Genomic DNA, 20,643 nt, shown 5'->3' with positions numbered 1-20,643 from the left:
AACTCCCCTACCACGCAAGCCAGTTACGGCAACGAGAAGCCAAGCTCCTTGGCCGCGTCCGCCAGCCCGGTGGCCCCCCATCGCATCACCGCCTGCTCCGTCGTCGACAGCGAGCGCACCTCGGCGTGATCCAGATACAGCACCCCGTCGAGATGATCGGTCTCATGCTGCACGATCCGTGCGCCCAGTCCCTCGTACTCCTCCACGAGACGCCGCCCTGTCTCGTCTTCGCGCGTCACTCGGATCCGGTCGGGCCGCGCCACGACGGCCTGCCAGCCAGACACACTCAGACACCCTTCAAAGCTCGCCGCCCGGGCCCGACCTACCCCCTCGTACGAGGAGTTGATGAGCACGGTGAACGGAACGGGCTGCTGGCCGCGCTCGATCAAGCGCCCGGAGAGCCCGGCGGGGGTCGCCAACACCGCGAGCCGCAGCGGTAGTCCGACCTGAGGTGCGGCCAGTCCGACCGCCCCGTGAATCTGCTCCATCGTCTCGCGCATCTTGGCGATCAACTGCTGAAGCATGCCGTCATCGAGCTGACCGTCGTAGGAAGCGGTCTGCTGTCGGAGTACCGGGTCTCCGGCCTGAACGATAGTCAGCGGCCCCGGCTTCTCGATGAGCTGAGCCGCCCGGTCGGTGAGTTCATTGCCTCCCATGCCTGGTAACCGAACGCGGAGCCAGGCGGGTTCACACAACCCCCCAGGGAGTGGCGCAGGTCACACCGAAAAGGTCATCTGGAGCTCTGCCGAGGCGGAAAACGCGCGGACGGCCACAGAGGCCTCTTCGGGAGAATCGTTCTGAGCGAAGAATCGAACTGTTCGAACGGTGCCCCGATTGCGTGTACTTACCCCATTCACGCGCGAGACGGCGTCATTGCTCGAACGACACTCAAGACGTCCTGCAGATCGCCCCTCATTGACGTGACGTACATGAGGCACGATTCCCAGGTCGTGTCAGGTGGCCCGCCGGAGCGGAACGACGACCCGCTCACCCAGTCGGCCGGGGGTGATCCGGTAGTACTTGATGTGCCCGATCTTCTCGGTCTCCTCGAGCCAGCCGAGTGCGATGACCTGCTTCCGCGTCCTGGAGAAGACGGGCGGCGCCATACCGACCAGCTGGGCGAGCTGAGCCGCAGTCTCCAGCACAGCACCTGAACGATCAGTCGGGTGCAAGGCGTACAGCATGACGACGAGACGCTGGTTGGCCGTCATGCCGGCCGTGGCCTCCAGCAGCCTGAGGTTCTGCTGCTTGTCGTCACTGGTCACTTTGCCTCCCACCGTGCTGGGGTGTTCTCGTTGAAGCCTGGGATATCTGGTGGATTACATGCTTTCACGGCTTCCCGCTGCTCCAAGCCTGTTCCATGGAAAGCGATGTAAGGACTGATGCGGTACAGGTTGTAGTTCCCGATACGCCCACGCACCACCAGGACGCGGTGCTTCGTCAGCTTCCGGTTGATCTTCCCTACCGCGTCCGTCGACATCCCCACCCTCTTGGCGATGTCGGCTCCCGTGGCTCTCAGCGGCTCCATCCCCTCAGGGGATACCCCGATCCACCACAGAACCAGGAACTTCTCGCTGGGCGTGAAAGCCCTCGACTCAGTGATGGCCTCGACCCTGGCTTTGTCCACTTGAGTGTGCCTGCCGGAAAAGGCGTACGGCGCATAGGGGACCGGCTCGCCTGTGTCGGCATCGACCAGTCTGCGTGCTGCTCCCAACAGGCCCTCCGTGCATGGGTCATTGCCGCACTGTTCCTTGGGGACCGCCTTCAGACCGTTCTGATGAACTTAACGTACATGAGCAGGAAGTCAATTAACTCCGCTTGTCGGCCGTGTCGCTTGTCCCTGAGGACATCTGCGGCCCTTTCAGCAAGGGCAGAGCGAAGGGCAGAGTGCCGGGCCGAGAAATGAACGTGACGTCAATCTAGGGCGTTCCTGGGAACGTGGTACCCAGTCCTACGATCGTGGTCCTCACCCCTGTTTTCGCAGGTCAGGGGGCTATTGGAGATGTCGCTCTCTTACCGTGTGAAACAGCGCCATACTCGGCTCTCCCGACCCCACTCCCCCAATCCTCCGCTCCCTGCCCTCCACTCCCGTGCGTCCGCGCCCCACTGCTCTACGCCCGCTCGATAACGCGCCCTCCCCCACAATCCCGCACCACAGAAAGCCCGCCACGGCGTACCGGCACGCGATCACTCAGGCGCGCGTGTGCCTCGATCAACCCCATCAAGGCTCAACCACGCCCATTGGCATGTGACCCTCCACTCAGGGTCAGTGGCCGACGGGCCGAAAGGCGAACAACTCGGTGAGGACGGCGGACCCGGAGCTGTAGGCGAGCGCGCAGAGCCGAAGTCGGTCGGAGGCTATTACGCCGTAATAGTGAAAGCGCCTGTGGCCAGCACGAGAGGGTTCTCGTGCCGGCCACAGGCATGCTGAAACGGAAATGAGCTCAGGTCTTGGATCCAACCCGCTGGCTCTGATGCTCGTTGAGGATGTCCAGCATCTTGTCGAACTCGGTGTCGCTCATCTTCTGGATGAGGTGCATGGCGATGAACGCACCGTCGTCGTAAGGAAGTCGACGAGCAGTCCCCAACTCGGCCTTAGCCGGGTCCGCTTCACTGGAGAGGCTCTCGGCGGGTCGAGGATCGGGCACCGTCTCCGTCTGCTGAGCGGCAGGTGCTTCCTGCGCCGAAAGGTCAACCACCTCCTCCGCTACCGGCGTTGCCCTGGCGGGAGCAGGGCGAGAAGGCTCAACGACCTTGGCCGACTGGCGGCTCGAAGGGTCCTCGGACACCTCCCGACCGTCAACGGCCTGAGACGGCACGGAAGCAGCAGCCTCGGGAGCGGCTTCCTCAGCTGGCTCGACGACAGGGGGAACCGCAGGCATCGTGGGCACTGTGGACGCCTGCGGGGCCCGACGCTCCGCATCCTTGCGGGCGCGTTCGGCCTTGAGCTCCTGGAGGACGGCTTCCTGCCGGTCGTGAGATTCCTTGGCGACGGACCGCAGGAGTTCGACCGGCTCCTCCCCCACCACTGCCTGGAGTTCCGGGCTCAGATTGAGCAGTGCCAGCCGCTGGGAGACCCATCCCTGCGACTTGTGCAACCGCTTGGCGAGCTTGACCTGTGAACCATGAATGGAGAGCAGACGCTGCAGAGCCCGTGCCTCATCCAGCGGATCGAGGTCGTTGCGATGGATGTTGGCGACGAGCGCCGACTCCAGGATGGCGTCCCCGTCCTCACCCTGCTCGTCGTCGACCATGACGTTGAGGTGCGTGAGGCCCGCCTCGCGAGCGGCGGCCAGGCGGCTGCTGCCGTCCACGACGACATGGGTGGTGTCAGGCTCGAGGTCGCTGGCGCGCGCCGGGTTGGCCTTGATGTAGGCATCACGGTTCATGACCGTGATGGCCTGCTTCTGCCCGTGTTCCTTGAGGCTGTTGGTGAGTTCGCTCAGATCACCGAGCGTGGTCCGAGGGTTCTCGGGGTTGGGGCTGATCCGAGTGACGGGCAGCCGAGACGGTGGAGCCACCCCTTCTGTCGGCACCCCGGTCGCTGCCCCGATGGCGGCTCGGCGGGCGCTCACGGGCCGGGCCGCTCCCCCGAAGCGGCCGGCGCCCAACTGGTCAGCCTTGCTCATGAGATCTCCCGGGCCAGCGCACGCATGGCCACGGCCTGCTGCGAGGCAGGCGCATAGCTCAGGAGAGGCTGCTTCATACGAACGGCTTCCTTCTGTTCCTTGAGGTCGTTGACGAGGCCGACGACTCGCGGATCCTTTATGTCGATCCATCCCTGGAGCGAGGAGGTGGCGATGTAGCCACGTCGGCCGTCGTAGAGGTTGACGACGATGCCCAAGTAGTCAATGTCGAGGGCGAGGTCGTTGCGGAGATCCTCTATCTGGTTGGTGAGCAGGTCGTAGGCGTCGGCGGAACTGTCCTCGGCCTGGACGACGATGAGCGCTCCGGACTGGCCCGGTCCTTCACCGTCGCGCCGGCGTCCGTAGTAGGCGGCCGCGTCCATGCTGAGGCCGAGGCTGGGCGGGCAGTCGACGATGATGACGTCGTAATCGGCTTCCAGCGGGAGAAGGGCTCGTTCCAGAGCCGCCTCGCGAGCGCGGACCGCGGAGAGACGGACGTCGAGCAGGAAGGCGTCGTGGCAGGCGGGCAGGAGATGGAGCCGTCCGCCGAAGTGGTCCTCGTCGACGGAGACGATCAGGTCCTTCAGCTCACCCTTGGGATCGCCGGCCATGTGGTTGGTGAGGCTGTCACCGTTCATGGCCAGGGGGGCTGCGCCCAGTTGGTTGGTGAGGTGGCACTGGGGGTCGAAGTCCACCAGGAGGACGCGGAGTCCGGCTCCGGGAAGCTTCTCGATGTCGAGCGGGTCGGTGTCGGTGACGCTCGCTTCACCCTCGGACTCGCCTGCCCGCAGGGCGGTCGCCAGCGCCTTGGCGACGCGTACGGGGAAAAGCCGGTTGGGATCCTCCGCGAGGGCCTCCCCCACTCCCGCCGTGATGGCGGTCTTCCCCACGCCGCCTTTCTGGTTGCAAACGACGATGCGACGGGTGATGTCCGGACGCTGCACATCGGGCGCGGGGTTCGTGTCGAGCCAGAGCTGAACGGACTGGGCGAGCCCCTGAATCAGGGAGACCCGCCGGTCCTCGGCGATGCTCCGGAACTGCTCCCACTGCCCGGGCGGCAGAAAGGTGGAGAAGGACTCGGCCCCGGCGGTGTCGACCGAAGCCGTGGCTGAGGCAAGGTCACACCAGGCGGCGATGCCCTGCTCGACAGCGGTCTGGATCTCGATACCGAGCTGGGCGGTTCTGACTTTGAGGTTCTGCCGGAGCCATCCCGGCAGCTTGGAGACGACCTTGGCTCGGTCGCTTGAGGTGGCTGGCATACTCATGGCGCTACCTTACTAACGTCGTAGATCATCCGCCGCACCGACACGTTAGTTATGATGACTTGGTGATCCTGACACGCCCCGGCACCCCTATTACGGCGTAATAGCTCGCCCGGGTTCACAAGCCGCGCCGAGCCCACCCAGACTCCTCGCCCCTCCCCTCCCCCACAACCCCCAAGCCCCTCGGACCTCTCCTCACCCGGTCCCGCTCCGGGTCTGTTGGGGGCTCAGACCTATTACGGCGTAATAGGTCTGAGCCCCCAAGCAGCTCTGATCGAAGGGGCGACCACACAAACGTGGGCACGCCTCAGAGGGAGAGTCTCCCCCTGAGGGCTGCCAACGGCCCGCAGCTCCCCATCTCGCCTCGACCTATTACGGCGTAATAGCTCAAGCGATGTTCGAGGAGCCGTCGTCCTCCCTCTCTGCCCGACCGTGCTGGAGCTTCAGTGCCGCGTCCAGGGCGAGTCGAGCATCCTCGTCGAGCGCGACCGAGCGAGCCGTGGTCTTCTCCAACTTGGTCAGGGCTCGCAGTGCAGCTTCGAGATACCGCTTCAGACTGACCATCTGTAGCGGGGTCTGGCAGTGCGGCAGCACCGCCTCGATCTCCTCCAGCCAGTAATCGGCATCGTCATCCCGTACCAACGCCTCACGATGTTCCAGCAGCCGAGTGGCCACCGGCACCAAGAGCTCATGCCGCCGTTGCGCTGCCTCCTGAGCCCGGCGCTCGTCGGCCTGCTCCCAGGCAAGCCGACGCTCCGCCTCAAGAACTGCCTCGGGAGTCCGGCGCACATGACGGACTTGGTTGCCCGGCCCGGGAGTCTCGTCCCTCAACTCAACAGCCTTCAGCCGCTTCGCCTTGTTGTACGCAGCGTTCGCGGCACCCACTGCCAAGGCGGGCGCCAGCTCGATCCACTGCACCCCCACGCTCCGCGCATCATCCACGGCACGCGCCTGATGAACCTCGGTCTGCTCGCGCAGGTACTCCCACAACTGCACCCGCTTCACCGCGGCCGCGCGCTGCACCTCTACTGGCTGCCTCCGCAATGCCTGGGCATGCTTCTCCGCGTAGAGCAGCGCCCCGAACAACTCCTCATCCGCAGGCATCCGCTCCACGTCCGGATCTTCAGCGTCCTCATGCATCTGCCGCAGCTCGCCGACCACTGCCGAAGCATCAAGTGACCCGATCCGCATCGGCGCCCTGAGCAGCGGTTTCGTGGGCCGGGCCGAACTCCGTGAGCGTTTCGTCATGCCGGCATCCTGGTCCAACAGACCCTGATTCACAGAATGTGAAGCAACTTCAGCTGGGGGAGCCGGGGATGCCGACCTATTACGCCGTAATAGCTCTGGAGGCGGAACCAACGGAAGACAGCCGCTCCCGCCTTCACCCTCACTGCCCTGGGACGGGGCTGGCCGCTGGAACTGACGACGAGACCTCACCGCCGCGCCAAGGTCCGAGCAGCAGAGGGAGCCCCCTATTACGCCGTAATAGCTTCACCCGAGCAGCAACAGCAACACTGCCGTCGGGAGCGATTCCTCTTCCTGGGGCGTGAGACTGTCTGGTCGTGCCAGAGATGATGAGTGAGTTGGAGGCGGCCCTCGCTGAGGGCTCGGCTCCCTCCTGGACGCGCCGTCTGCGCGCCGGGCGTGACCTTGCTTCCTTCGCTGAGGTTCCTGAGGCGGCGGAAGTACTGGTGGGGCTTCTGCTGGACACCGAGGACACGGCGGTCACTCGACAGACAGCAACCGCCCTGACCCGGGTAGGGACTGTGGCCGCCATCAGGCTCATCGCACTGGCGGTCGCCGAGGCTGACGACAACCAGGCTGACTGGCTACAGACCGGAGTACGTGACGCGCTCCTGGGAACAGACGGTGTTCCTGACATCACAACGGCCTGCGCGGAACTGACCCGAGACTCCGAAAAGGCTGTCCGCCGAAGTGCCGCAGAGATCTGGACATGGGTGAACGACATACAGCGATGCCCTGAACCAGACAGATGAAACTCGTGCTTATCGACCGCTCAGCTGTGGGCAGCACGCTCACCACCGACGCTGGGGGGCGCATGAGCGAGGGCCAGATCACGAGCAGGCTCACGAGCGACAAAGGCTTTGGTGTTGTCGGACCGGCTGGACAAGCTCCCGACGACGGACCTCAGTTGCATCATCGACGATCCCGCCGGATGGACGCCGATCCACCAAACGCCGGGATGCTGGACAAGGCACTTCTGAGTTGTTCGCGGCAGACAACGGCCAGCGGCTCGGGGCGACCTGTCTGGCAATGATGCTCGACGGGTTCGACTGGGTCAGCTCCCGCCACACGCTGGGGCCGCGCCGGCGGGCAGTCTGAGGTGATCACGCTGAGAAGAGCAACCGGAACCGGGCTGGACACCTGATCCAGTTCATCGTGGCGAACCTGACCGTGTTCGGGACAGTCACTGTTTGATCCAAGTGACTGGAGTCAGTTGGCATCGGCAGTACAGCGGACGATCGGCTGATCCGACCAAGCGGTGTGGCTATTACGGCGTAATAGCTCTACGGGTGGGGGAGTAGTGCACGGCCGACTATCTCGAACGTCTCCCGCGTCCCGCCGCGTTGGACCCACTGTCCCGCGGGATGCTGGCGGGGTTTGTCGAACTCGTGCAGACCTCTGGGATGGGACCAGTGACGACCTCGGCTCTGGTTGTCACCGCGCGGCTGGACAGAAACCCAGTGGCCGGGGGAAGAGACCGCACGCCTGCCTTATGGCGCGCAAGCCCGAAGAGGCCTGACGGGGCAGGGACCGTGGGGGAGTGGTTGACCCTGCACCCGGTACCAAGCTGCGCACCCCTCCCACTTGGACAACGGAAGCAGGGACCCGCCAGGTTCACTCCTCCACCCGATCAGCCACCAGCTGAGCCCTGAAGAGGGGCTGAACAGGGTCCAAGCGGGACTGGGAGGGACTCGGACCCTTTCGGTCCCTGGGCTTTCGTCCCTGCTGTTTGTGCAGGTCAGAGGGTTTTTGACCCTCGTGGGAGGGACTGTAGGGACTCAACTCCGCAATTATGACGTAGACAAGAGATGTATTCGTACACGCGCGCGCATACGAACCCACATATCAACTACAGCTCATAATGGCGAGATTCAGTCCCTACAGTCCCTATCTTGGCGGGGTGAAGCGCTCTGACCTGCGGCGATGCCGAGGGTCTGGTCAGTCCCTCGGCAGATTTACAGACCCTGCCCTTTGGTCCCTGGACCCTTTCCGTCCCTCGCCGGTCCCCGAGCAGCCGCAGTACGCGACACGCCTCCTGCTCGTCGGTCCCTTCAGCCCCTAGGGTGTGAAGGGACCGAAGGTTGAAGGGACCCAAGGGACCCATGAACCTGATAGAACGGCACGCGGGTTGGACAGCCGACTTTTTGCGAACGTGGGCCTTACACTCTTTTCGCATCAGAGTCCCTTCGGTCCCTGTCGAGGTATCGGCCCCGTCAGGTGTGTGAAGGATCGGGCAAAAAACAGAAGTGACGAGGACGATTCCTGTGCCGCGCGAAGGTGAGAACCGACAGAGTGCCGTCGGCGCCGCGCCTGCGTCCCCGCGAACGGTCGCGCGCTGGTGTGCCGCGCAAGGATGGCCGGTGCATCCGCTGTCTCCAGGTCGGAAGACCCCCGTGGGGAACTGTTCTGCCTGTTCAACGACCAGGCATGAGCCGGCCTCGTGCCCCTGCCTCCCCGCCGGACGTCCTTGTCACGGCTTCCACGCGGCGACCACCGATGCCGCCCTGCTGGAGCGGTGGTGGGAAGTGACCCCTGCCGCGGGCGTGGGTGTCGCCTGTGGTCCGGCCGGGCTTGTCGTCATCGACATCGACGCCCACCAGGTGTCTGTCGCCGACCGGGCACACCTGCTGCCAGGTATCACCATCCCCGAGCAGGTCGAGCTCGGCGGCCTGGCCTCCGGCTTCGACACCTTGGCCCTGCTGGCGGCCTATCGCGGGCAGACCGATCCCGCGCAGGACGAAGGGACTTTGCGGGTACGCACGCCTTCTGGGGGGCTTCATGTCTGGTACCGGAATCCCGATACATCCATCCGTTATCGGTGTTCGACCGGTTCCGGTCGGAACACGGCACTTGCCTGGCAGGTCGACGTACGGGCCGAAGGTGGCTACATCGTGGCCCCAGGCACACGTACGCCTCAGGGTGTCTACCGCGCGGAAGGGACCGTGCGGCGCCCGGCGCTGCTGCCGGAGTGGCTGCGCGAGGAGCTGCGGCGTACGGGACATGTCATCGAGGACCAGCCGCGTGCCGAGGCGGCGGCCGGGCCCAGTCCAGTGAACATTCCGGCGGCTCGCGGGGGACGGCGTCCGGGCGCTGCCCATCAGGTCATCGACCCACTGATCGCTGTGGTCGCGGAGTGTGCCGCCGCTCCGCAGGGGACCGGTTTCACGGAGAAACTCAACAGGGCTGCCTACACAGCCGGCGGTCTGGTCGGAGCCGGTCACCTTGAGCACGACGTAATCAGGGACCGACTTGTCCGTGTCGCTCACTATGCCCGCCCTTGGCAGCAGTCCCGGAATGAAAAGATCGTTGACGACGCCCTTGCCGTAGGGTCCGTCCGCCCTCTTCACCTCAAAGGACGTCCATGAGCAGCAGTGCCGATGGCTCGCCGCGTTTTGATCCGCAGGCCGCCGCTCAGCAGATGCTCGACCTCCAGTCGGCGGAACTGTCGGCGGACCTGGTCGCCGGTTCCGCCCGTTTGCCCGCCCAGGGCTTCACCGGAGGTGCCATGGCTGTTCCGGTGACTCAACTGGCTGTTCCGGCGGCCCAGGCCCTTCCTGGCGCTGCGGTCTCCGCCGCGCTGCCGCCCTCCCTGTCCGACCGGGGCAACGCCCGGCTCTTCGTGCAGCTGCACCGTGACCAGTTCCGGCATGTGGAGGGCCTGGGTTGGTTCGCGTGGGACGGCTACCGGTGGAAGCGCGGGGGAGGGGAGAAGGCCGCGCTGTGGGCCGCGGGGGAGATGGCCGAGGACATGGCGCTCACCGACCCCCGCGGGATCTTCAGTGACCGTGAACTCGCCCACCACAAGCGGCGCACACTGTCCACCACCGGGCTGAAGGCGCTCCTGACGCAGGCCAAGGCGTCCCCGGACATCTCGGTCGACCCCGACACCCTCGACGGGGACCCGTACGCCCTGTGCACGCCCGTCGGGGTGGTGGACCTGCACAACGGGACTCTGCGCAAGCCCGACCCCACCCGTGACTTCCACTCCCGCGCCACCAGCGTCGCCCCGCAGGACATGGAGACGCCCCGCTGGCACCGCTTCCTCGCCGACACCTTCGGGGACGACGACGAGGGCCGGGAGATGATCGACTTCCTGCACCTGCTGCTGGGGTACTCCATCACGGGCGACGTCGGCGCCCAGGTGCTGCCGTTCCTGCACGGTGAGGGCAAGAACGGCAAGTCCGTCCTGCTCGACATCATGATCCAGATCCTGGGCGACTACGCGGACGCGGCCCCGCCTGGCTTCCTGATGGACCGGGGTGCCTTCTCGGAGCACTCCACGGAGCTGACCGAACTGCACGGACGCCGCCTGGTGGTGTGCAGTGAGCTGAAGCCCAACGACAAGTTCGACGAGGCCCGGGTCCGGCTGCTGACGGGCGGCGACAAGATCAAGGCCCGTCGGATGCGGCAGGACTACTTCTCGTTCACGCCCACCCACCACCTGTGGCTGCTGGGCAACCATCGGCCGGAGGTCTCCACCGGCGGCTTCGCCTTCTGGCGGCGTATCCGGCTGCTGCCCTTCACCCGGACCGTCCCGGCGCATCGCAGGATCGACAACCTTGCCTTCGAGCTCGTACGGGACGAGGGGCCGGGGATCCTGCACTGGCTGATCGAGGGCGCCCAGCGGTATCTGCGGACCAGGGACCCGTTGGAGGGCCCCGACCGGGTGCGTATCGCCACCACGGCCTACGCCACCACCGAGGACCACATCGGCCGCTTCCTCGCCGAATGCTGCACGCGTGACGGGGAACCGGGGAAGGACCTGCGCGTGGAACAGGGCCTGCTCTACGCGGAGTACAGCTCCTGGTGCAACGCGGGTGAGGGAATCCGGCCCGCGACTCCCAGGGCGTTCGCCAACCGCGTCCGTCAGGAGGTGGGTGTGACCTCGCCGACCGACATGATCAAGTCGAATGGCCGGAAGTACTACCCGGGCATCGGACTGCTGGAGCAGTCATGACGGCTGGGGCGGGGCAGCTGTCTCCACCAGGTGCCCTACAACGGTCTCGCTGTGCGCTCTACGATGGTAGTCAGGCCCCGTACGCGGTGGCCCCCACAAAGCGGCCCGCCACGTGGCGGCGAGCGGGCCGGAGCGATACGGACAGATGCCCGGACATGCCCCCATGGCCGGGGAGCATGCCGACGAAGGAGGGGCTGCAGCCATGAGTTCGCTGTTGACCGAGAGCGACCTCATCCACGAGGCCGAGGTGGTGTGGCTGGAGAACCTCGAACGGCTCGACTACGTCCGTCAGGCGCTGGACAAGACCAGGCGGCGCAACACCAAGCCGCCGTACGCGCGCGACGGCCGCATGGTGGGCTACGCGCTGCTGGACGAGGATGCCTCACCGGACCCCGACAGCGGTCTGTACAAGCGCCGGGTGTTCTTCCTGCTGCCGCACGACCGGGACAGCCTCCCCGACGGTCTCTACCGCGAGGGCGCTCCGGGCGAAGCCGTCGATCCGCGCACGATCGAGCCGAAGAAGCCGGGGGCCAAGACGCCCCGCTCCCAGTCGGGCTCGGTGGCCGTGGCGTCCGCGCCCTGACCCTGCCTGCTATCGGGCTCCGGACAAAAGCACCGCACAGTCTGCTGAGGCGTGCCGACAATCCTCCACTACTACGACGGACGCGCGCTCGGCGCGGGTTCACATGCGCCGACCCAGGCCCAGGTCGACGCACATGACCTGCTTGCTGTTTACGCCCTGGTCCGCAGGACGAAGGCACGGACCGCTTCCGCGAACACCTCGGGCTCCTCGACGTGCCCCATGTGCCCGCTGTTCTCCAGCACCAGCAACTGCGCGTCGGGGATCAACTCGTCCAGTTCGTACCCCCAGCGGGGGCCGCAGATCACATCGTGACGGCCCACGATCACCAGCGCCGGCGGTTCCAGCCCCTTGAGGGCGGCGCGGTCGTCGATGACCTCGGGGACGAGGTCCTCGTCCAGGCCGGAGATGTAGGCGGCCCGGACCGCATCCCGGAAGGGTGCCAGCCGCTCCTCGTTGGCCCAGTAGTCGGCGAAGTAGGAGGGCAGCACACCCCGTGCGACCGCCAGGGTCTGCTCGTCGCTGGAGATGGTGGCCATGGCCTCGAACGCGGCCAGGATGTCGGGCAGTCCGGGATGGCCTGCGTGCTTGGCGACGAACGCCTCCACCATGCGGCCCGCCTCCGCGCCGTGCTCGGGACCGGTGACGGGGGCACCCTCGTACAGGACCACGCCTGCGACCTGTTCGGGGCGGTGCAGAGCGTGATAGGCGGCCACGAAGGCGCCGTGGGAATGGCCCAGCAGGTGCACTTTGGCCACGCCGAGGCGGTTGATCAGCACCTGGAGGAAGCGGCTGTAGCGCTCGCGGGTGTAGCCGTGCGGGTGCGAGGGCAGGCGGCTGTCCTCGGACGTGCCCACGGGTTCGACGTAGACCATCGTGAGGTGCTCCTCGAGGGCGGGCATGCGCAGGTACTCGTAGAAGATGCCGGGTCCGCCGGAGTGCGCCACACACACCGGGCCGCTGCCGTGGACGTGATAGCGCTGGACGATGCCGCCGGCCCGGTAGGAGTGGGTGCCGGGGGAGAGCGGGTCGGTGTGGGTGGTGGATGTGTTCATCGGGGTCTCCGTAGCTCCGCAAGGGGCAATGACACCGACAAGACGCTCTCGAATCAGAGAAGTTCTATCGTCGCGTTGTGATGTGGATCACTGAGCCTTGCGGCTCAGGCCACGCCAGGCGTGGCCGTCGGCTCCGGGCGGGCTGCGTGGTAGAGCGAGACCCTGTCGAAGCGGCCGCCGTCGAGCGACATGATCCAGGCGACTCCGGGCGGGCAGTGGTCCGGGTCGTCGGGCGGGCTGAGCAGCTCCATCTCCCAGACGACCAGCGACCGTCCGGCCACCACGTGCAGGGGGCGCTGGCGTACGCCGGCCGAGAGGTCTTGGTCCATCCCGGCCAGCAAGAGGCCGGTACCGCCGAGCCGCCGGCCTCCGGCCAGCAGTGCGACCTCGGGGGAGTACCGGTCTTTGACCACCTTGCCGAACTCACCGCGTTCGGCGGCCGCGAGCGTCTCGCGGGCCTCCTGCCAACTGGCTTCGGTACGACGGGACATGTCGTCGTGTGCCGAGGCCGCGGTGGCGGTGAGGGCCTGGGCGAGGGCGCCGCGCGCCTGGTTCAGCCGGCTGCGCACCGTGCTCACCGGAACCGCGCAGGCCTCGGCGATCTGCTGGTAGGTGGTGACGGAGGTGGAGAAGTACCGCAGGACGAGGGGGAGCCTCAGTGTCGGCGTCAGCGCCTCGACGGCCTCCCAGACCCAGTCCCGCAGCGCATGGGTCTGCAGGACCTGTTCGGGTGTGGCTCCGGAGGCAGCCAGGGGGACCGCCTCCATGGGTTCGACCCGCTGGGCGGCGCGCAGCAGCGTGCGGCAGCAGTTGCGGACGACCATGCGCAGCCAGGGCCCCACGGATTCCGGGTCGCGGATGTCCACGATCCGGCGCAGGGCCACCAGCGCCGCTTCCTGCATGACGTCGTCCACGTCCGGGCCCGGCCCCAGCAGACTGAGCGCCACCGCGCGCATGCCGGGTCGGTGCCGCTCCAGCAGCAGGGCCAGCGCTGATACGTCGCCCGACTGCGCCGCCCGGGTCAGCGCCGCGTCCTGCATCGGGCCGGTGTCTCCGGGTGCCCCGTTCATACCTTGTCCTCCCGGCCGCGACATGTGTCTTCGACCATAACCGCAGTGCGGGGGACCGGGCTCAGTACCAGTGGTTGGCCTGCCAGAACGTCCACGCCTGGCACGGGCTGCCGTACACGCTGTTCATGTAGTTGAGGCCCCACTTGATCTGGGTGGCCGGGTTGGTCTGCCAGTCGGCGCCGACCGACGACATCTTGGAACCCGGCAGCGCCTGGAAGAGACCGTAGGCGCCGGAGGAGGCGTTGACAGCCCGGTAGTTCCAGCTGGACTCGTGGTCCACGATGTTGCTGAAGCACTGGAACTGGCCGCTCGGCACCAGCTGGGCCGCCATCGCCTGGATCTGCGCGACCGAGTAGGAGCTCTGCACGGGGAAGCTGGACGCGGACCGAGAGGCCGCCGTCTTGGCCTCGGCGCGCTCCTTGGCTTCCTTCGCCGCCTTCTCGGCGGCTTCCTTCTTCTCGATCGCCGACTTGGCAGCAGCCTTGCGGGCCGATTCCTCGGCGTCCTTCTTGGCGCTCGCGTCCGCCTGGACGGCCTGGACATGGGCCTGTTGCGTCAGCGACGCGGTCTGCACCTGGGCCTGCTGGCCCGCGGGTATGTCCGCGAGGAGCGTCGTCTCGGCTGCTGTCGCCTCGGCGTCGTTCGTCTGCGCGGTGCTGCCCGAGGCAACGCCTACGACGCTTCCGACAGCGGTGACCGCGGTGGCAGAGGCCACTGCGAATCCCCGTAACGACCTGACGCTCACGTGTGTTCCTTTCGGGGCGTGCCCGGACGAGTCCCGCGGCTGTGATGTTCAACTGGGCTACTCAAAGCGGGAATTGAAACACTCTGTCGTTTCAGGGAGTGTCATGTAAATGTCTTGGAAGGTGTGAATACTCACACACGGTCTCGGTCGACGGCTCAGAGGGCTGAACCTTTCGGTCGAGGCGACACGTGTAGGAGGAGGTCCCACCTGTCGGCACTATGGCGCGGAAGGGTGTGATCTGTTGGGTGGAGCGGTCGCCCTCATGTCGGGGAAGAGCATGAGGACGACCGCCCCGTCCTGCGCCCGGGCCAGCCAATGAACATCCCTGGCGCAGGAGTCTTCTCTGGGGCAACGAGGTTGAGGGCGCGGCAGGTTCATAGAGGGACGAGACAATCGACCTCCCCCGCTGGTTCTCCCCCTGTTTGTCCCCTATAGCCACCACAGACCGGAGCACTGGATGCCGAACGACCGCACGCCGAAGCCTGGTTCAGCACCGTTCGCGCAAGCACTCCCGGACACCGCCAGGCTGCGCCGGCATGTGGAGTTCCTCGCCGCCGAACCCCGCAGTCGGCTGCGCGCGCCTCGGGCCATGGAGCGCGCCGAACAGTACGTCGATGAGCAATTGACCTCCGCGGGCTGGCTGGTGGAGCGGCGGCCGTTCGATGTGCGCTGGCAGCTCGGCTCGACCGACCGGCACGGCCATCGCGCGCTCGCCCTCAAACCACGCCTCCACCGGCGTCTGCGCGGAGCGAACCTCATTGCCTCACTGCCCGGTTCGGGCAACGGCCCTGCCGTGGTGATCGGCGCCCACCTGGACAGTGTCAGCGGCAGCCCCGGCGCCGACGACAACGCCTCCGGCGTGGCAGTCCTCCTGGAGACGGCCCGCCTGCTGGCCAAGGCGCCGGTGCCCGCCCGCGTCGTGCTGGCCGTGTTCGACATGGAGGAACTCGGGCTGATCGGCGCCCGTCAGGCAGCCCGCGAACTGTGCCGGGACGATGGCGTGCGGGGGATGATCTGTCTGGAGTCCGTAGGGTATTTCGCGGACGGTCCCGGCACCCAGAAACTGCCCGTCGGCTTCGAGCGCGTTTTCCCCGAGGCGTCCACCGCGGTGCGTGCGGGCGGACACCGAGGTGACTTCACCCTCGTGGTGCACCGGCGCTCCTCGACCGCGGCAGCGCGGACATGGCAGCGGGCCGCCGCGGCGGCTTCCCCGTCGCTCCCGGCCCTGCTGTTGCGCGACCCCCGGCCCGACGGCCCGCTCGGCCTGCTCATCGGGCTCGCGGTACCACCCGCCAACCACCTGGGACGCAGTGACCACGCGCCATTCTGGAACCGTGGGGTTCCCGCGCTGATGCTCACGGACACCGCGAACTTCCGCAATCCGCACTACCACCGGTCGACGGACGCGCCGAGGACCCTCGACTACGACCGCCTGACCAGCGTCACCGAGGCCACCGCCCTGACCGCCATCTCATGGCCCGAGCCGCAGACGTGCCCGGGACGGCGGGACTGAGCACCACAGGCTCCGGACGGCGGCGCTGAACGCGATCAGTCGCAGTGAGCCTGTGGCTTGCGCAGCAGATCCGCCGACGCGGCGTCCCAGTCGATCTCGCTGAGCTCGTCGCCGGCGGGCACCAGCTCGTACGTGTACGCCAGCCACTCGGCCAGCGGCAGCGAGGGCAGCTCGAACAGGGCCGCCATGTCCTGGGAGACCAGCTGTAGCCGTGCGGTGGCCCGCCCCGCGGACTGTGACGGCCAGACCTGGACGGAGTCGAGGCCACTCATCGAGTGGAGGCCCTGCTGGAGGAGATCACGGCCGATCCGCCACAGGACGCGCGGACCGTCGTGGATGGCCAGCTCCACGGACACGAGCCAGGGGGTCTCCGGGTCGAAGCGGAATTCGGCCCGCACGGCCTGCCGGGTGGAGAGGTCCAGTACCCGCTCGATGTCCAGGATCAGCTCGTGGTGACCGTCCACTGTGGTTCGGCGTACCTGTCGATCTGATGGGTTGCCGCTCATGGCGAGTGATCCCTCTCTGTGGCGGAAGCTGGCCTCATCCACTCTTGCGGCCGCGGAAGCGACGTACATAAGTAACATGACCGGCCGGCTTCACTTACCTCGGCGGCGAACGGCGTGGCGCGCCGTCCGCAGTCGGCTCTTCAGACGGACCGGTGTCCGCTTCATGCCGGTGTGATCGAGGCTTGGCCCGACCCGCCCGGGGGTGCGCGACGGCCAGTCCAGCGCGTCTCGCCCCGGGCTGCCGGGGCCCGGCAGCCGTCGCGGGCCATGAACATTAAGTCATTCGACTGTCGCCCCCTGACCTGCGCCTGAACGATGCTGAAACGGTCGCCCGTGTGCCGGTGCCGGGTGATTGTCTGGCTCGGAGGAAACAGCCGTGAACCGTACCCCCGTGGTCTTCATCCATGGCGCGTGGCTGCACGCGCTCTCCTGGGAGTCCTGGGCGGAGCGTTTCGCGAGCCGGGGCTTTGTCTCTTTCGCGCCGGGATGGCCGGGGGAGCCGCTCACCGTGGAGGCGATGTGGAAGTCCTCCGAGCGGCTCGCCGACGTCGGCCTGGACCTGCTGACCGACCACTACGCGAAAATCGTAGACTCGTTCGATGTCGCACCGGTGATCATCGGTCACTCGGTCGGCGGCCTGATCGCCCAGCACCTCATCGGCGCCAACTTCGGTCAGGCCGCGGTGGCGATCGCGCCCATACCGGTCAACGACATCGCGCCTCCCGCCCCCCCGTCCGGACTGTGGCTGCCCGGCCAGACCGACGGCGGCGATCCCTCGGTGCACGACTCTTCGGTGTCGCTGTCCCCGGAGCAGTTCCACCACTTCTTCGCGAACAGGATCAGCGCGCAGGAGTCGGCCCGGCTCTTCGAGCGCTATGTGGTGCCGACGCCCCGAAGGCTGCTCGCCGACCTCGGGTACGCGGGCTCGGCGCCAGGTCCACGTGTCCTGGCGGACGTCGACAACGCCGACCGCGGACCGCTGCTGCTGATCTCGGGACAGGAGGACCTGCTGGCACCCGACGCCGCCACGCGCGCGACCTACAAGCAGTACGGAGACTCCCTGGCCGTGACCGATCTCAAGCAGTTCGCGGACCGGGCGCACTCTCTGGTCATCGACAACGGATGGAGGTTCGTCGCGGACTACGTGCTCGGCTGGCTCGACGAACACGGTCTGCGGGCCCACCGCTTATGAGCACTGCCCACGGGGAGCCCGAACGGGGAATCACTCACACGTTCTGGTCGTCGGGAAACTTGCCCAGGGCGTCGCGCAGGGCCGCGCGGGAGGTGATGCCGAGCTTGGGGAAGACCCGGTACAGGTGTGAGCTGACCGTCCGTGGAGACAGATGCATGCGTTCGCCGATCTCCTTGTTGGTCAGACCGCTCGCGGCGAGGTTGGCGATGCGACGCTCCTGCCACGTGAGCTCGGCGAGTGGGGTGGTGGCGCGGGTGGCGAGGCCGGAGACGCGCAGTTCGGCTTGGGCGCGCTCGGCCCAGGTTGCCGCACCGAGGCGTTGGAAGGTCTGGGCGGCGAGGGTGAGCGAATGCCGGGCGATTTTGGGGCCGTGGGTGTGGCGTTGGCGGATGCCGTGAGCGAGGTGAATGCGGGCGAGCTCGTAGGGGAAGAGGTGGGCTTGGGGGTGGGTCTGGGCCTGGCGGTAGTAGTGGTCGGCCTCGGCGGGGTCGGGGGTGGTCATGGCGAGGGCGCCGTAGGTGGTCAGGGCCAGACGGGGGGAGATGCGGGGGAGCCCCGCGTGCTGCGCGGCTTGGGCGTGCTCGTGAGCCTGCTGGGTGCGGCCGGTGTGGAGGGCTGCCTCGACGAGGTCGAGGAGGGTACGGGGGGCCTGGTGGGCGTAGGGGTGGAAGGTGCCGGGGGCCGTGATGCCGATGGCGTGGAGGTAGGCGGCTTCGTAGTCGCCTTCGGCGAGGGCCGCGGTGGTGCCGATGGCGTCGGTGATCTGGGTGAGGAAGCCGACACCGCGGGGGCGGGCCCAGGCGTCGACGGTGGCCTGGAGTTCGCGGGCGAGTTCTATCTGACCGCGCAACGCCGCCAGCAACCCCAGATAGGCGTGCGCGTGGTGGATGAACAGCGCGTGCTTGTGGGTGGTCGTCAGCTCCAGGCACCGCTGCCCGGTCCGCTCGGCCTCGTCCCAGTCACCCACCGCGATCTGGTCCAGCATGATCAGATGCAGCATGGTCATGGCGTCGGCCAGGGCGCCCGTCTCGATCTCGCGGTCCACCGTGCGCTGCAGATACGGCCGGTACTGGCTGAGCGCGTCCACGTGATAGGCGGCGACGCACAGCCGCGTGACGTCCCAAGGCCGCAGGGCGTGCCGGTCGGCGAAGGCCCGCTCCACCCGTTCGTGCACTCCCGCGCCGCGCAGGACCACGTCGCCCCACGCGTCCTGGTAGATGCGGGAGTTCGCGGGTACCGCGTCGCCCAGGCTGTCCAGCAGTTCGTGGACCCGCTGCCACCACGCCTCGTCACTGCCGTACTGGCTGATGGCCAACAGCAGGTCGATCAGGCGGGTGAGAACCTCGTCCGGCCCGTTGGCCCCGCTGTCGCGGATGCTCTCGATCGCCGCGAACACCTGGTGCTGGGAGGACCGGATGTCCCCGTCCTCGAAAAAGGCGACATAGCCCGAGGCCACCACCGAGTCCGGGGAGCCGTCGGTGCCCGCGTCGGTACCCTCGCGGACCAGCTGCCGTGCCTGGTCCAGGCGGCCCGAGTGGCCGGCGACATACGCGGCACTGCCCAGTCTGCGGGACCGCTCCTCGCGGCTCTCGCTCAGCTCGGCGGCGCGGGTCAGCCAGGCCACGGCTGCGACCGCGCCGCCTCGTCGGGTCGCGGATTCGGCGGCCGCTTCCAGAGCGGCGGCGACCTTCTCGTCCGGGTCGATGGTCGAGGCCGCCAGGTGGGTGGCCCGTCGCTCGACGTCGTTACGGTGCACGTCGGCGAGTACGGCATGTGCCGCGCGCCGCTCGTTCGGGGTCGCCGTCTGGACGACCGACGAACGCACCAGAGGATGCCGGAAGACGAACTCGCCGCTCAGCGGATCGACCTCCACCAACCCGCAATCGGTGGCCTCGTCGGCATCGGCCATACGGTACCGCCCGCCTCGCGCCTGGCCGGCCGCCGTACCTGCCCCTACGCCGTCCAAGGCGCCGCGCAGCAACTCCGCGCGGACGTCGGCGCTCAGGGCCCTGACGCGGGCGCCGTACACCTGTTGCAGACGTTGCGGCAGGGGAATGCCGGTGTATCCGAAGGACTCGTGATCCGTGTGCCCCGCCCGGTCGCCGCGCACGTACGGAGGCAGTTCCAGCAGGGCCAGCGGGTTGCCCTGCGCCTCCTCCAGAACCAGCCGGCGGACATGGTCGGCGAGATCGGGGTGGTGGATGTCCAGCATCTCCTCGGAGGCCTTCTGCGACAGCGTCGCCACTGTCAGCTCCGGGAGCGCGGCGGTGTCGAAGCCCGAGGGCACTCCGGCCCGCAGGACGACGACGAGCTTCACCGAGCTGCCAGTGAGGCGGCGTCCCACGAAACCGATCACCTCGGTGCTGGACGGGTCCAGCCAGTGGCCGTCGTCGATCACCAGCAGCAGCGGATGCTGCGAGGCCGCCAGGGAAAGCAGGTCGAGGACGGCGATGCCGAGGGTCATGACCGACGGGGGAGTGCCCTCGCTCCGGCCGAAGACGACGTCGAAGACCTTGCGGTGGATCTCGTCCAGCCGGTCGATGGAGGACAGCAGGGGATACAGGACCTGGTGCAGACCGGCAAAGGGCAGCTCCGACTCGGCCTCCACCCCGGCCGCCCGGATCACCCGGTGCTGCTCGGCCGCTGCGAACTGCGACACATGGCCCAGCAGCGCGCTCTTGCCCACACCCGAGTCACCTCGCAGCACGAGTGCCCGGCCTCCGGGGGCCGCCACGAACGCGGACAACACCTCCCGCTCGCTGTCCCGTCCGACCATTGTCCCGACTGCTGACTCCACCGTCCCCCACTCCCTTCCCGATGAACCAGCCCGGTCCGCGTGCTGTCGCGTCCAGGCGCATGGATCACGCCAAAGCATTTGTGAGGGTACGTTGC

Annotated in this window: 17 protein-coding genes; 6 read left to right on the top strand and 11 right to left on the bottom strand. The window is 67.4% G+C overall.

Annotation, left to right across the window (positions count from 1 at the left end):
• Nucleotides 1-23: 23 nt before the first annotated feature.
• From CRP56_RS43640 to CRP56_RS48815, 6 genes are all read right to left on the bottom strand, one after another.
• Entirely contained in the window at nt 24-656 is a 633-nt protein-coding gene (locus tag CRP56_RS43640) for a peptide deformylase (protein ID WP_097275331.1), read from the bottom strand.
• Between the two features lie 297 nt (nt 657-953).
• Nucleotides 954-1,265, bottom strand: coding sequence for a replication initiation protein, RepL2 (locus CRP56_RS43635; RefSeq protein WP_097275329.1), 312 nt, complete (start codon nt 1,263-1,265; stop codon nt 954-956).
• Nucleotides 1,262-1,714: a MarR family transcriptional regulator gene (locus CRP56_RS43630; RefSeq protein ID WP_097275327.1), complete on the bottom strand. Its 453-nt coding sequence runs from the start codon at nt 1,712-1,714 to the stop codon at nt 1,262-1,264. Before CRP56_RS43630 ends, CRP56_RS43635 begins: the two co-directional genes overlap by 4 nt.
• Nucleotides 1,715-2,444: 730 nt before the next feature.
• Complete coding sequence (locus tag CRP56_RS43625; RefSeq protein ID WP_097275325.1) at nt 2,445-3,629, bottom strand: ParB/RepB/Spo0J family partition protein; 1,185 nt, start codon at nt 3,627-3,629, stop codon at nt 2,445-2,447.
• Entirely contained in the window at nt 3,626-4,891 is a 1,266-nt protein-coding gene (locus tag CRP56_RS43620) for a ParA family protein (protein ID WP_097275324.1), read from the bottom strand. The genes CRP56_RS43625 and CRP56_RS43620 overlap by 4 nt, the downstream gene beginning before the upstream one ends.
• A gap of 384 nt (nt 4,892-5,275) precedes the next feature.
• Nucleotides 5,276-6,049 (bottom strand): hypothetical protein, encoded by a 774-nt coding sequence (locus tag CRP56_RS48815; RefSeq protein ID WP_257042205.1) that lies wholly within the window; start codon nt 6,047-6,049, stop codon nt 5,276-5,278.
• A gap of 410 nt (nt 6,050-6,459) precedes the next feature.
• Between CRP56_RS48815 and CRP56_RS43610 the strand changes: the two genes are divergently transcribed.
• The 4 genes from CRP56_RS43610 to CRP56_RS43590 all read left to right on the top strand — a co-directional run bounded on the left by CRP56_RS43610 (nt 6,460) and on the right by CRP56_RS43590 (nt 11,673).
• The gene (locus CRP56_RS43610) at nt 6,460-6,885 is read left to right on the top strand and encodes a hypothetical protein (protein ID WP_257042349.1); all 426 of its coding nucleotides are present in this window, start codon (nt 6,460-6,462) and stop codon (nt 6,883-6,885) included.
• Nucleotides 6,886-8,397: 1,512 nt separating this feature from the next.
• Nucleotides 8,398-9,498 (top strand): bifunctional DNA primase/polymerase, encoded by a 1,101-nt coding sequence (locus tag CRP56_RS43600; protein ID WP_097275322.1) that lies wholly within the window; start codon nt 8,398-8,400, stop codon nt 9,496-9,498.
• Nucleotides 9,495-11,090: a DNA primase family protein gene (locus CRP56_RS43595; RefSeq protein ID WP_097275320.1), complete on the top strand. Its 1,596-nt coding sequence runs from the start codon at nt 9,495-9,497 to the stop codon at nt 11,088-11,090. The genes CRP56_RS43600 and CRP56_RS43595 overlap by 4 nt, the downstream gene beginning before the upstream one ends.
• 202 nt (nt 11,091-11,292) lie before the next feature.
• On the top strand, nt 11,293-11,673 hold the full coding sequence (locus tag CRP56_RS43590) for a DUF6009 family protein (protein ID WP_097275318.1): 381 nt from the start codon (nt 11,293-11,295) through the stop codon (nt 11,671-11,673).
• Between the two features lie 149 nt (nt 11,674-11,822).
• Here CRP56_RS43590 and CRP56_RS43585 read toward each other — a convergent pair whose 3' ends face one another.
• From CRP56_RS43585 to CRP56_RS43575, 3 genes are all read right to left on the bottom strand, one after another.
• Nucleotides 11,823-12,725 (bottom strand): alpha/beta fold hydrolase, encoded by a 903-nt coding sequence (locus tag CRP56_RS43585; protein ID WP_097275316.1) that lies wholly within the window; start codon nt 12,723-12,725, stop codon nt 11,823-11,825.
• Nucleotides 12,726-12,829: 104 nt separating this feature from the next.
• Nucleotides 12,830-13,795 (bottom strand): RNA polymerase sigma factor, encoded by a 966-nt coding sequence (locus CRP56_RS43580; protein WP_097275315.1) that lies wholly within the window; start codon nt 13,793-13,795, stop codon nt 12,830-12,832.
• Between the two features lie 61 nt (nt 13,796-13,856).
• Entirely contained in the window at nt 13,857-14,510 is a 654-nt protein-coding gene (locus CRP56_RS43575; protein ID WP_097275313.1) for a transglycosylase SLT domain-containing protein, read from the bottom strand.
• 487 nt (nt 14,511-14,997) lie between these two features.
• Between CRP56_RS43575 and CRP56_RS43570 the strand changes: the two genes are divergently transcribed.
• Complete coding sequence (locus CRP56_RS43570; RefSeq protein WP_097275310.1) at nt 14,998-16,053, top strand: M28 family peptidase; 1,056 nt, start codon at nt 14,998-15,000, stop codon at nt 16,051-16,053.
• Between the two features lie 35 nt (nt 16,054-16,088).
• On the opposite strand, the gene CRP56_RS43565 is transcribed toward CRP56_RS43570, so the two are convergent.
• Complete coding sequence (locus CRP56_RS43565) at nt 16,089-16,517, bottom strand: SsgA family sporulation/cell division regulator (protein ID WP_257042200.1); 429 nt, start codon at nt 16,515-16,517, stop codon at nt 16,089-16,091.
• 418 nt (nt 16,518-16,935) lie between these two features.
• On the opposite strand from CRP56_RS43565, the gene CRP56_RS43560 reads away from it, so the two are divergent.
• On the top strand, nt 16,936-17,751 hold the full coding sequence (locus tag CRP56_RS43560; protein WP_097275306.1) for an alpha/beta hydrolase: 816 nt from the start codon (nt 16,936-16,938) through the stop codon (nt 17,749-17,751).
• Nucleotides 17,752-17,785: 34 nt separating this feature from the next.
• Here the strand turns inward: CRP56_RS43560 and CRP56_RS43555 are convergent, their stop codons facing one another.
• Entirely contained in the window at nt 17,786-20,527 is a 2,742-nt protein-coding gene (locus tag CRP56_RS43555; RefSeq protein WP_097275304.1) for a helix-turn-helix transcriptional regulator, read from the bottom strand.
• Nucleotides 20,528-20,643 lie beyond the last annotated feature (116 nt).

The organism is Streptomyces sp. TLI_55, assembly GCF_900206255.1.
GTDB lineage: Bacteria > Actinomycetota > Actinomycetes > Streptomycetales > Streptomycetaceae > Streptomyces > Streptomyces aquilus.
The sequence above is the reverse complement of the archived record's forward strand: the minus strand, read 5'-3'. Positions and strand labels throughout refer to the sequence as shown.

Excerpts from the sequence above, each read along its gene's own strand:
- CRP56_RS43640 (WP_097275331.1), bottom strand. The coding sequence starts at position 656 with ATGGGAGGCAATGAACTCACCGACCGGGCGGCTCAGCTCATCGAGAAG.
- CRP56_RS43625 (WP_097275325.1), bottom strand. The coding sequence starts at position 3,629 with ATGAGCAAGGCTGACCAGTTGGGCGCCGGCCGCTTCGGGGGAGCGGCC.
- CRP56_RS43620 (WP_097275324.1), bottom strand. The coding sequence starts at position 4,891 with ATGAGTATGCCAGCCACCTCAAGCGACCGAGCCAAGGTCGTCTCCAAG.
- CRP56_RS43610 (WP_257042349.1), top strand. The coding sequence starts at position 6,460 with ATGATGAGTGAGTTGGAGGCGGCCCTCGCTGAGGGCTCGGCTCCCTCC.
- CRP56_RS43595 (WP_097275320.1), top strand. The coding sequence starts at position 9,495 with ATGAGCAGCAGTGCCGATGGCTCGCCGCGTTTTGATCCGCAGGCCGCC.
- CRP56_RS43590 (WP_097275318.1), top strand. The coding sequence starts at position 11,293 with ATGAGTTCGCTGTTGACCGAGAGCGACCTCATCCACGAGGCCGAGGTG.
- CRP56_RS43585 (WP_097275316.1), bottom strand. The coding sequence starts at position 12,725 with ATGAACACATCCACCACCCACACCGACCCGCTCTCCCCCGGCACCCAC.
- CRP56_RS43580 (WP_097275315.1), bottom strand. The coding sequence starts at position 13,795 with ATGAACGGGGCACCCGGAGACACCGGCCCGATGCAGGACGCGGCGCTG.
- CRP56_RS43570 (WP_097275310.1), top strand. The coding sequence starts at position 14,998 with ATGCCGAACGACCGCACGCCGAAGCCTGGTTCAGCACCGTTCGCGCAA.
- CRP56_RS43555 (WP_097275304.1), bottom strand. The coding sequence starts at position 20,527 with ATGGTCGGACGGGACAGCGAGCGGGAGGTGTTGTCCGCGTTCGTGGCG.